Genomic DNA, 12024 nt, shown 5'->3' with positions numbered 1-12024 from the left:
TGTAGAAATTAACCTTTCTCCCTACTCCTACACTTTCATTTTAATAGAAAGTCTATTTTATTAAAAACCGCCCATTTTTTGTAGTTGCCATATTAATATCTAGTGCAAATGTCTAAAAACGTACAACGTATTGTGCATTGTTCAGTTATTGTCTAGTACTTATATATATTTAAGTATCAATATATACACATATTTGCATATCTCCTTATAGCAATAGTCTTAAAGAAATTTACACTACAGGACTAAAATCAATTTAAAAAAACCAGAAAACCAATACTCTTAAAATGAAATATAAAATAGCGCTTTTAACCTTATGTATTATTACGGCTTTTAACTGTAAAACAAAAGAACCTGTAACAGTACAAACAGATTTTAATTTTGATTGGAATTTTAAACTTGAAGACACTGTTGCAAAAATTCATAATACCGAGTGGAGAAAAGTAAAACTACCACATGATTGGAGCGTAGAAAACAAGTTTGACTCTATACGCGGTGAGGGCGCTACAGGTTATTTACTAGGCGGTATTGGTTATTATAAAAAAGATTTTACTACCAACTTACACAAAAACCAAGTGGCATATATACTTTTTGATGGCGTTTACAACAACGCAACCATTAGCCTAAACAATAATGAACTAGGTTTTCACCCATACGGTTACTCTCCTTTTTATTATGATGTAACATCTACCTTAAATGAAAATGGAAATAAAAACACTTTAAATGTTAAGGTAGATAGAACAAGATATGCAGATAGCAGATGGTACACGGGATCTGGGATTTACAGAAATGTAAAGTTTATTACCAAAAACAAATTACACATTCCTATTTGGGGTTCTTTTATTACTACACCAACGGTTACTAATAAATTAGCTACTATTAGTATACAAACCACTATAGATAATAAATACAATAGCAGTAAAACAGCAATACTAAGTACAACTATTTATAATACAAATAATGAAGTAGTTAACACCAATACCAAAAATATAACTGTTGCTAAAAATACAAGCCTAAAAGACTTAACCACTATTAAAGTAACTAATCCCAAACTATGGGATATAGATAGCCCTACACTATATACGGCTATTACCACTATTACACTAGATAATAAAGTTGTAGATACACAGAAAACAAAATTTGGTATACGAAGTATTAGGTTTGACGCTAACACAGGATTTTATTTAAATGGAAAAAATAGAAAGATAAAAGGTGTATGTCTACATCATGATGCGGGACTTGTAGGTGCTGCGGTACCAAAAGGCGTATGGAGGAGACGCTTACAAACATTAAAAGACATAGGCTGCAACGCAATTAGAATATCTCACAACCCAGCTTCTAATGAGTTTTTAGACCTATGTGATGAAATGGGATTTCTTGTACAAGATGAATTTTTTGATGAATGGGATAACCCAAAAGACAAGCGAAAAAATATGAATGAAAGAAGCGTTGACTACATTACAAGAGGCTACGCAGAACATTTTCAAGAGTGGGCTGAAAAAGATTTGAAAAATACGGTTTTATCACACAGAAATCACCCTTCTATTTTTCAATGGAGTATTGGTAATGAAATTGAATGGACTTACCCACGAAATGCAGATGCAACTGGCTTTTTTAATAATATGGATTGGAGCGGAAATTATTTTTGGTCTTTACCTCCTAACAGTATAAACACTATTAAACAAAAACTTAACACACTACCAAAAGGTAAGTATGATATTGGTACAACAGCAAAAAAATTAACAAAATGGACTAAAGAATTAGATACCACTAGATATGTAATTGCAAATTGCATTTTACCTTCTTCTAGTTATGAGTCTGGGTATGCAGATGCTCTAGATGTTATAGGTTTTAGCTATCGTAGAGTAATATATGATTACGGACATAAAAACTATCCTAATTTGCCACTTATGGGAACCGAAAATCTTGGTCAATGGCATGAATGGAAAGCAGTTATGGAAAGGCCTTTTATTTCTGGTACATTTTTATGGACAGGAATAGATTATATGGGAGAATCTAATAAAGGATGGCCTAAAAAGGGAACTTCTAGCGGACTTTTAGATGTTGCCGGGTTTAAAAAACCATCATACCATATGTTTAATGCTTTGTGGAACAATGAGCCCAATATTTATATTACTTCTCAAAGTTTAGATAAATCTATTTATAAACTAGATGCTAATGGTAATCCTATAGAAAAAAAAGAAGGTAAATGGAAAACCGCTTTATGGCAATGGCACAATGTAAATGATCACTGGAACTACAACAACAATGAACCCACCGTTGTAGAAGTATACTCCAATTGCAGTGAAGTAGAATTATTTTTAAACAATACATCTTTAGGCATAAAAAAACTTGCAGATTTTGAAGATCATATTTACAAATGGGCAGTTCCTTACAAAAAAGGAACTTTAAAAGCGGTTGGCTTAAAAGATGGTGAAAAAGTAGAATATACTATTACAACTACAACAAAACCAACAACTATAAAACTAACCACAGACCAGAAAAAATTAACTGCAGATGGATATGCTGTTGCTCACATTGTTGCTCAAATTACAGATAAAAATGGAAACCCTTTAAAAACTGAAAATCAAACTATTAACTTTATAGTTACTGGTGATGCTACCGTTTTAGGTGTAGACAATGGCAGCATTACTAACACTCAAAACTTTAAAAGCAATACAATTAAAACCAGTAAAGGAAGAGCTCTTTTAATTATACAATCTTTAGCAAATAAAACATCTTCTATAACTATTACAGCAAATTCTGCTTCATTAAAAAGCAACCAAATAACAATTACTTTAGAACCTAATAAAAATTAAAACTATGATTAAAAAAAGCATAGCATTTTGTGCAATAGCTTGTTTATTGCTAATGGCTGCCTGTAAAAATAATACCAAAGCTACAAATACTGCCATAGAGCAAGAAACCAAACTAGAAATTACCCCAAAACAAATTGATGAGTTAGGTATAACAAACCCAGACTCTTTAAGTGCTGCAACAAAAAGAGCTTTGCAATGGCCAAAAGATTTAGGAAATGAATGGTTTATACAGTTCTCTAACCTTAAACCTTTAAAAGGTGATTTAGCTTATGAAGAAGGTGTTGTACGTAGAGACCCTAGTGCAGTAATTAAAGAAAATGGTAAATACTACGTTTGGTACAGCAAAAGCACAGGACCTTCACAAGGTTTTGGTGGTGATGTAGAAAATGAAAAAGTTTTTCCTTGGGATAGATGTGATATTTGGTACGCTACATCTGAAGACGGTGAAACTTGGAAAGAAGAAGGTATTGCCGTTGCAAGAGGTGAAAAAGGCGCTTATGATGACAGATCTGTTTTTACAGTAGAAATAATGAAATATCAGAACAAATATTACTTATGCTACCAAACCGTAAAATCTCCTTACACAGTACGCGTTAAAAATCAGGTTGGTTTAGCCTGGTCAGATTCGCCAAACGGACCTTGGACAAAAAGTGAAGAGCCTATACTTAGTCCTGCAGATAATGGTATTTGGAAAGGAGAAGAACAAGACCGTTTTGCTGTAGAGAAAAAAGGAGATTTTGATAGTCACAAAGTACATGATCCTTGTATTTTGCCTTACAAGGGCAAATTTTACTTGTACTATAAAGGCGAGCAAATGGGCGAAAAAATTACATTTGGTGGTAGACAAATACGCCATGGTGTTGCTATTGCAGACAATCCTTTAGGGCCTTACGTAAAATCACCTTACAACCCAATAAGTAATAGTGGTCATGAAATTTGTGTTTGGCCATACAATGGTGGTATTGCGTCATTAATTACTACAGATGGTCCAGAAAAAAATACTATCCAATGGGCTCCAGATGGTATTAATTTTGAAATTAAATCTGTTATTCCTGGTGTACCAGCTCATGCAATAGGCTTAAACAGATCTGCAGATACAGAAAAAGAACCAACAGAAATATTACGCTGGGGACTTACACATATATACAATAGTAGCGACTACCAAAGTATTATGAGTTTTACATCTGCCAGAAAAACTACACACAGAGCTAAAGGTGTAAAATCTAAATAAGTAACACTATAAACTAAGCACAAAAAAAAAGGAACAGCAAATTATTGTTCCTTTTTTTATTGTACGTTTAGTTAAATAAATAATAGTAATTTTACAGTATAAAAGCATACCGGTAATGAGTAAACCAAAGGAAGTTTTAAAATCTGAATACAATGTTCCTAATTTAGAAAGAGGCTTAATGGTTATAGAAATATTAGCCACTAAAAAAGACGGTTTAACGCTTGCCGAAATTACAGAAGCACTAGACCTTACAAAAACCACTGCTTTTAGAGTTGTAAGCACGCTAATTTTTAAAAATTACTTGCAAAAAAACGAGACCACTAAAAAAATTACACTTTCTAGAAAAATGCTTACACTAGGCATATCTGCAATGAACGAACAAAGTATTGTAGAAATGTCTATAGATGTTATGCGTGCCTTAAGAGATGAACTAAAGGAATCTGTAATGCTTGGAGTTTTATTAGACACTAAAGGCACAATATTAGAGCAGGTATCATCTTCCTATCCTGTAAAATTATTTGTAGAACCAGGTACACAGTTTAATTTACACAGTTCTGTTGGCGGAAAAAGTATTTTAGCTTTTTTACCCAAAGAAGAATCTAATAGCATTTTAAAAAAAATTAGTCTTACTAAATACACAAAAAACACCATTACATCTAAAAAAGAGTTTAAAGAAACGCTAGCCTTGGTTAAACAAAATGGTTATGCCATAGATAATGGTGAAGATATACAAGGTATACACTGCATTGGTGCTCCAATATTTAACGAGTCTGGCTACCCCGTTGCTGCACTCTGGATTACAGCTCCACACGGTAGACTACCACATGAAGAATTTCATAAAAAAGGACAAATTGTAGCAAAATACGCCTTAGAAATATCTGTTAAACTTGGTTTTATTTCACAGTAAATAACTTACTCTTTTTATAAAATTTCATTATTATAATATTCTACAACCCTTATTTAAACTAGGGTTAGTAGCTACATCATTAGATTTTAACACTTTATACTCTATTTAAATGTTTTCCATATTATAAAAAAATGTATATTTGTTTCAAATATGAAACTAGTTTATTATTTGAAACTTAAATAAATGATAGCAACACAATATAAAGGCAATAAAAATTTTGCTGTAATTGATAAAAAAATTGAAGAACCCAAAGATGATGAGGTTCGTATAAAAGTAGCCTATTCTGGCGTATGCGGTACAGATGTACACATTTATCATGGTATGATGGATAAACGAGTTTCTATACCGCAAACAATTGGCCATGAAATGTCTGGTGTTATTGATGCTGTAGGCAAAAATGTAACCAATTTTAAAGCAGGAGAAAAAGTTGTAGTAAGACCTTTAGATGACAGAAAAGTAAAACCTTCAGATAAAGGGTTTAATCATATCTGTGAGGACTTAAAATTTATTGGTATTGACAGTCCTGGTTCTATGCAACAGTACTGGAATGTACCTGCGTTTGTTTTACACAAGCTAAAACCAGAAACAGATTTAAAATTAGCTGCGTTAATTGAGCCTTTGTCTGTAGCAACACATGATGTACGCAGAAGCGGACTAGTTAAAGGTGAAACTGCTGTTGTTTTAGGTGGCGGACCAATTGGTATGTTGGTTGCTATGGTTGCAAAGGAAGTTGGCGCACAGGTTATAATTTCTGAAGTAAACCCTACAAGAATTAAAATGGCAAAGGACCTTGGTTTTGACGCTGTTAACCCAACTGAGCTTGATTTAGTAGCATACGTTAAAAGTAAAACAGATAACAAAAGAGCAGATGTTGTTTTTGAAGTAGCTGGCGTACAACCTGCATTAGATATTATGTGTGAGGTTGCAGGTATTAGAGGAAGAATTTTAATGGTAGCAATACATGGAGATAAAAAACCAGTAGACCTTTTTAAATTCTTCTGGAAAGAATTAAGCTTAATTGGTGCTAGAGTTTATGAAAAAGAAGATTATGAAAAATCTATAGAGCTTATTACAGAAAACAAACTTCCTTTTGAGGCTATGATTACAGATGTACAGCCTTTAAGCAAAATTCAGCAAGTGTTTGAAAACATTGACAAAAACCCTTCTGGAATGAAAGTATTGATGGATTGCAGTTTATAATTTTTAAAGAAACTATATAAAAAATGAGTGTTTTAGATACATTTAAATTAGAAGGCAAAACAGCTTTAGTAACAGGCTGTAAAAGAGGTATAGGTAAAGCTATGGCTATTGGTTTAGCAGAAGCTGGCGCAAATATTATTGGGGTTTCTGCTAGTTTAGAATTAACCGGTAGTAGTGTAGCTAAAGAAGTAGAAGCAAAAGGCAAAAAGTTTAGTGCTTATCAATGTGATTTCTCTGATAGAAAAGCTCTTTATGCTTTTATAAATCAGGTGAAAAAAAATCATCCACAAATAGATATTTTAATTAATAACGCTGGTACAATTTTAAGAGCTCCTGCTGTAGAACATCCAGATGAAATGTGGGACAAGGTAATTGAAGTAAACCAAAATGCACAATTTATACTTACCAGAGAAATTGGTAAAGAAATGGTTGCTAGAGGTTCTGGTAAAATTGTTTTTACTGCATCATTATTAACCTACCAAGGTGGTATTACTGTACCTGGTTATGCCGCTAGTAAAGGTGCAATTGGACAATTAACAATGGCATTTGCCAACGAATGGGCTGGCAAAGGGGTAAATGTAAACGCAATTGCTCCTGGTTACATTGCTACAGATAATACCGAAGCTTTACGTAATAATCCAGAGAGAGCAGAATCTATATTAGCAAGAATTCCTGCTGGTAGATGGGGAAAACCAGAAGATTTTGCTGGCCCTGTAGTCTTTTTAGCTTCTGAAGCTGCTAATTATATGAGTGGAGCTGTTATGCTAGTAGACGGCGGATGGATGGGAAGATAATTTAAAAGATATACAATGCATCATCAAAATATAAAAATAACGGTTCTCTTATTTGTTCTTTTAGAGGTGAGTTTACTATTTGGACAACAAAAGCCTAATATTGTTTTTATACTTTCTGATGATGCTGGTTATGCTGATTTTGGTTTTCAAGGCAGTACAGAATTTAAAACTCCAGAACTAGATAAGCTTGCTAAAAAAAGTGTAAAGTTTACACAAGCATATGTAAGTGCTGCTGTTTGCGGCCCGTCTAGAGCAGGAATGCTTACCGGGCAATACCAGCAAAAATTTGGTTTTGAAGAAAATAATGTCCCTGGTTATATGAGTACTTCTGGCTTGTTGGGTGACGAAATGGGATTACCTACAAACCAACTTACTATTGCAAACTATTTAAAAAAACAAGGATATACTACTGCCCTTTTTGGAAAATGGCATATGGGCAACGCAGATCGTTTTCATCCAACAAAACGTGGTTTTGATGAATTTTATGGTTTTAGAGGCGGTGCACGTAGCTATTTACCGTATGATAAAAACAATGTACTAACCAAAAATGAAGACAGACTTGAAAGAGGCTTTGGAAATTATTTAGAACATAAAGGCTACCTTACTGATAAATTGGCCAATGAAGCCATATCATTCATCAATAAAAATAAAAAATCTCCCTTTTTTATTTACTTGTCTTTTAACGCTGTACATACCCCAATGGAGGCTACAAAAGAAGACCTAAAGCATTTTTCTCATTTAACTGGCAAAAGAAAAATATTAGCTGCAATGACTTTAGCAATGGACAGAGCTATTGGAACTGTTTTAAATGAACTAAATAAGCAGGGGTTAGATAAAAATACTCTAGTTGTATTTACCAATGATAACGGCGGACCATCAGACGCAAACCAATCTAACAATAGTCCGCTTAGCGGTACAAAAGCAAACCATTTAGAAGGTGGTATTAGGGTACCTTTTTTAATGTCATGGCCTGGTAAACTTAAGAAAAATACAACTTACAACTACCCAGTTAGCACCTTAGATCTTTTTCCAACATTTTTAAACGTAGCAAACGGAAACTCATCAAAATTAAAACAACTAGACGGTGTAGACCTAATGCCTTATGTAAACGAAGAAAATAAAGAGAGACCGCATAAGGTTCTTTTCTGGAAAAAAGAAAACAGAGCCGCTATTAGAAATATGGATTGGAAACTAATTCGTTTTCCAGACAGGCCTGCAGAGTTGTATAATTTAAAAGAAGACATTTCTGAAGTAAACAATTTAGCAAATCAATATCCAGAAAAAGTAAAAACATTATACAAGCAATTATTTGCTTGGGAACTTACATTAGAAAGACCTCTTTGGCAATTAAGAAGAGAGTTTGAAGGCCATGCTGCAGACCGCATGGACGCATTTAAAAAAACGAACATAAAAAAATAACACCATACACTATGTCACCAACTAAAGAATACAAGTTATTTATTAACGGAGAATGGGTAAAATCTACATCTGGCGAAACTATTGCCATTATAAACCCATCTACAGAAGAGGTAGTAGCAAATGTACAAAACGGCACTGCAGAAGAAGCTCTAGATGCGTTAGAGGCAGCAGAAAAAGCGCAAAAAGAATGGAAAAAATTACCAGCACGTTCTAGAGCAGATATGTTATATAAATTGGCAGATGAAATTGATGCTAATACAGAGCATTTGGCTCAACTATTAACCAAAGAACAAGGAAAACTTTTAAAAGTTGCTCGTTTTGAGGTTGCTGTTACGGCTTCGTTTATTAGATACGCTTGTGAAGGAGCTCGCAGAATTGAAGGTGATATTATTCCTTCTGATAACCCTAACGAGCAAATATGGATTCAAAAAGTTCCGCGTGGGGTTGTTGTTGCAATTACAGCTTGGAATTTTCCTTTGGCTTTGGCTGGCCGTAAACTAGGACCGGCTTTGGTTGCTGGTAACACCATTGTACTTAAACCAACATCAGAAACACCATTAGCAACACTAGAGTTAGGAAACTTAGCAAATAAAGTGGGTATACCTGCTGGTGTTATAAACATTATTACTGGTCCTGGAAGAGCTATGGGTAATGCCCTAGTAGAAAGTCCTATTACTAAAATGGTAACTATGACTGGCTCTACACCTGTAGGACAACAAATAGCAAAAAACGCAGCAAACAACCTTACTCACGTTCAGTTAGAGCTTGGTGGTAAAGCTCCTTTTATAGTTTTTAAAGATGCTGATATTGATGCTGCTGTAGATGCTGCATTACATTCTAGATTTGACAACTGCGGACAAGTTTGCACCTGTAATGAACGTATGTATTTACATGAAGATATTTACGATGTTTTTATGGAGAAATTCATAACAAAAACTAAGGCATTAAAAGTTGGCAACCCTATGTTAGAGGATACAGATATGGGACCTAAAGTAAATGCTGCCGAGTTAAAACATATGGAGCATTTAATTGCTGTTAGTATAAAAGAAGGAGCTACAATTGCAACTGGAGGAAAGAAACCAGAAGGAAAAGAATTTGAAAAAGGATACTGGTTTGAGCCTACCGTTTTAACTAACGTAACACAAGATATGACTATTGTTCATGAAGAGTCTTTTGGTCCTATTTTACCCGTTTTAAAGTTTAAAACTTTTGATGAAGTTATTGGTTATGCTAATGACTGTGAATACGGACTTGCTGCAATGGTTTTTACCAATGATATGAATACCATTATGAAATGTAATGACGAACTAGAATATGGAGAAATTTATGTAAATCGTGGTCACGGAGAGCAACACCAAGGTTTTCATAACGGTTACAAATTATCTGGTTCTGGTGGCGAAGATGGTAAATATGGTTTTGAGCAGTATATGGAAAAGAAAACATTTTACATTAAACATAAAGCATAGTAGCAACTTTTAAAGATTAAAAATGAGTACAAAAATTAAAAGTGTAAAAACTAAGCTATTTAAGGTTCCGTTACCAGAGGTTTTAAATGATGCCAAACACGGAGACCACACACATTTTGAGCTAGTAACCACTACCATTACTTTAGAAGATGGCAGTACTGGAACAGGCTACACCTATACTGGCGGTAAAGGTGGACACGCTATTAAGGCAATGGTAGAACACGATTTTGCCTCTGTTTTAATTGGTAAAGATGGAACAGACATAGATGGCTTGTATGATTTTATGGAGTGGCATATACATTACGTAGGTCGTGGTGGTATTGCATCATTTGCAATTTCTACTATAGATATTGCTCTTTGGGATATTAAGTGTAAAAAAGCCAACCTTCCTTTATGGAAAATGGCTGGCGGTACAAACAACACTTGTAAAGCATATTGTGGCGGCATAGACTTACAATTTCCAATAGAAAAACTTCTAAATAATATGAAAACCTATTTAGCTAACGGATTTAATGCTGTTAAAATAAAAATAGGAAGAGAAAATTTAGAAGAAGATTTAGAACGTATAAAAGCGGTAAGAGAATTTATTGGGCCAGACGTTACTTTTATGGTAGATGCCAATTATTCTATGTCTATAGAAAAGGCTATTAAAGCTATTGAAGGTTTTAAACAATACGATATTACTTGGTTTGAAGAACCTATTATCCCTGATGATTACAAAGGGTTTGCAGAAATAGTTGATAAAACTGGATTTCCTTTAGCTATGGGAGAAAACCTGCACACTATACATGAATTTGAGTATGCTTTTGAGCAAGCAAAGCTTTCTTTTATACAACCAGATGCATCAAACTGTGGTGGTATTACAGGCTGGTTAAAAGCTGCCCGTTTAGCAGATAAAAAAGGAGTTCCTGCTTGTTCACATGGTATGCAAGAACTGCACGTAAGTTTAGTTTCTGCCCAACCTAACGCAGGTTGGTTAGAAGTACATAGTTTTCCTATAGATGAATACACAACTAGACCCCTTGTTGTAAAAAATCATAGAGCTGTGGCTCCAAACGAAGCAGGAACAGGCGTAGTATTTAACTGGGAAAAACTAGCTCCTTATCAACAATAAAAAAAAATAGTATGAAACCAATACAAAGCAATTTTGGACTTATAGATGATAAAAAAGTAGATTTATATACTTTAAAAAATGCAAACGGAATGGTGGTAAAAATAACCAATTACGGAGCAACGATTACGTCTATACAAATACCTAATAAAAAAGGAGACTTAGTAGAAATTGCTTGTGGATTTGACACTTTAGATGGTTATTTTTCTGATGAATACAAAAAAAATGCTCCTTATTTTGGAAGTACCGTAGGTAGGTACTGCTCACAAATTAAAGATGCTACGTTTATTTTAAACGGTCAAAAATATGAATTAGCAAAAAACTGTGGGCCTAATAATTTACATGGAGGTGCCGTTGGCTTTGATAAAAAAATATGGGCCGTAGATGCTACTTCTGCTAGTGAAAATAAATTAAAGTTATCTTTAGTAAGTAAAAATTTAGAAGAGGGCTTTCCTGGTAATGTTAGTGTATCTGTAACATTTACACTAACAAATAGTAATGAATTAACCATTAGCTACAGTGCAACAACAGATGCAGACACACCATTATCATTAACAAACCATACGTATTTTAACTTATCTGGCTTTACCACATCTATAGAGAACCATACAGCTCAAGTTTTTAGCAATAAACGTTTAAAAATTGATGAAACTGGTGCCGCAACAGGAGAAATAATAGATGTATCTAATGCTGTGGATGATTTAAGAAACCCAAAAAAAATTGCAGACGCACACAATGCAATGAATGATGGTTTTGAACATTTTTATGTTTTTGATAATACTGGAGAAACAGTAACTAAAGTAGCAACAGTAGCCAATGAAAATGAGCAATTAAGTTTAGATGTTTTTACTACAGAGCCTTGTATGCTTTTATACACAGGTAAATACACTGCCAATAATTTAAAACGAGAAAATGGTTTAGAATATGGTAAGTTTAGAGGATTATGCTGTGAAACACACAGGTATCCTAACGGACCAAATATTAAAAACTCTCCAAAATCTATTACAAAAGCTGGTGAAAATTTTAAGAGCACAACCGTCTTTAAATTTTCATTTTAACAATAACTAATTCACTCAAAAA

Annotated in this window: 9 protein-coding genes; all 9 read left to right on the top strand. The window is 33.8% G+C overall.

Features of this window, described 5'->3' with window-relative positions; genetic code table 11:
- Positions 1 to 284: 284 nt before the first annotated feature.
- Positions 285 to 2816, top strand: a complete 2532-nt coding sequence (locus BFJ87_RS04105; protein ID WP_077400335.1) for a glycoside hydrolase family 2 — start codon at positions 285 to 287, stop codon at positions 2814 to 2816.
- A 4-nt stretch (positions 2817 to 2820) separates the two neighbouring features.
- Positions 2821 to 4047 carry a glycoside hydrolase family 117 protein gene (locus BFJ87_RS04100; protein WP_077400332.1) on the top strand — a complete coding sequence of 409 codons (1227 nt, stop codon included), beginning with the start codon at positions 2821 to 2823 and terminating at the stop codon, positions 4045 to 4047.
- Between the two features lie 115 nt (positions 4048 to 4162).
- Complete coding sequence (locus BFJ87_RS04095; protein WP_013619990.1) at positions 4163 to 4954, top strand: IclR family transcriptional regulator; 792 nt, start codon at positions 4163 to 4165, stop codon at positions 4952 to 4954.
- 183 nt (positions 4955 to 5137) lie between these two features.
- Positions 5138 to 6154, top strand: coding sequence for a zinc-dependent alcohol dehydrogenase (locus BFJ87_RS04090; RefSeq protein WP_077400329.1), 1017 nt, complete (start codon positions 5138 to 5140; stop codon positions 6152 to 6154).
- Positions 6155 to 6177: 23 nt separating this feature from the next.
- Complete coding sequence (locus tag BFJ87_RS04085; RefSeq protein WP_077400325.1) at positions 6178 to 6948, top strand: SDR family oxidoreductase; 771 nt, start codon at positions 6178 to 6180, stop codon at positions 6946 to 6948.
- Positions 6949 to 6963: 15 nt separating this feature from the next.
- Positions 6964 to 8367 (top strand): sulfatase, encoded by a 1404-nt coding sequence (locus BFJ87_RS04080; RefSeq protein ID WP_077400323.1) that lies wholly within the window; start codon positions 6964 to 6966, stop codon positions 8365 to 8367.
- A gap of 11 nt (positions 8368 to 8378) precedes the next feature.
- Positions 8379 to 9833: an aldehyde dehydrogenase gene (gene aldA / locus BFJ87_RS04075; RefSeq protein ID WP_077400320.1), complete on the top strand. Its 1455-nt coding sequence runs from the start codon at positions 8379 to 8381 to the stop codon at positions 9831 to 9833.
- A gap of 22 nt (positions 9834 to 9855) precedes the next feature.
- Positions 9856 to 10947: a mandelate racemase/muconate lactonizing enzyme family protein gene (locus tag BFJ87_RS04070; RefSeq protein ID WP_077400317.1), complete on the top strand. Its 1092-nt coding sequence runs from the start codon at positions 9856 to 9858 to the stop codon at positions 10945 to 10947.
- Between the two features lie 11 nt (positions 10948 to 10958).
- Positions 10959 to 12002, top strand: coding sequence for an aldose epimerase family protein (locus BFJ87_RS04065; protein ID WP_077400313.1), 1044 nt, complete (start codon positions 10959 to 10961; stop codon positions 12000 to 12002).
- The last annotated feature ends 22 nt before the right edge of the window (positions 12003 to 12024 follow it).

Source organism: Cellulophaga omnivescoria, from assembly GCF_001999725.1.
Classification (GTDB): Bacteria; Bacteroidota; Bacteroidia; order Flavobacteriales; family Flavobacteriaceae; genus Cellulophaga; species Cellulophaga omnivescoria.
This window is presented reverse-complemented; position numbering and strand designations above follow the sequence as displayed.

What these genes read in the sequence shown, in the direction of transcription:
- BFJ87_RS04080 (WP_077400323.1), top strand. Translation starts at nt 6,964, where the DNA reads ATGCATCATCAAAATATAAAAATAACGGTTCTCTTATTTGTTCTTTTA.
- BFJ87_RS04085 (WP_077400325.1), top strand. Translation starts at nt 6,178, where the DNA reads ATGAGTGTTTTAGATACATTTAAATTAGAAGGCAAAACAGCTTTAGTA.
- BFJ87_RS04095 (WP_013619990.1), top strand. Translation starts at nt 4,163, where the DNA reads ATGAGTAAACCAAAGGAAGTTTTAAAATCTGAATACAATGTTCCTAAT.
- BFJ87_RS04105 (WP_077400335.1), top strand. Translation starts at nt 285, where the DNA reads ATGAAATATAAAATAGCGCTTTTAACCTTATGTATTATTACGGCTTTT.
- BFJ87_RS04100 (WP_077400332.1), top strand. Translation starts at nt 2,821, where the DNA reads ATGATTAAAAAAAGCATAGCATTTTGTGCAATAGCTTGTTTATTGCTA.
- BFJ87_RS04065 (WP_077400313.1), top strand. Translation starts at nt 10,959, where the DNA reads ATGAAACCAATACAAAGCAATTTTGGACTTATAGATGATAAAAAAGTA.
- BFJ87_RS04070 (WP_077400317.1), top strand. Translation starts at nt 9,856, where the DNA reads ATGAGTACAAAAATTAAAAGTGTAAAAACTAAGCTATTTAAGGTTCCG.
- aldA (WP_077400320.1), top strand. Translation starts at nt 8,379, where the DNA reads ATGTCACCAACTAAAGAATACAAGTTATTTATTAACGGAGAATGGGTA.
- BFJ87_RS04090 (WP_077400329.1), top strand. Translation starts at nt 5,138, where the DNA reads ATGATAGCAACACAATATAAAGGCAATAAAAATTTTGCTGTAATTGAT.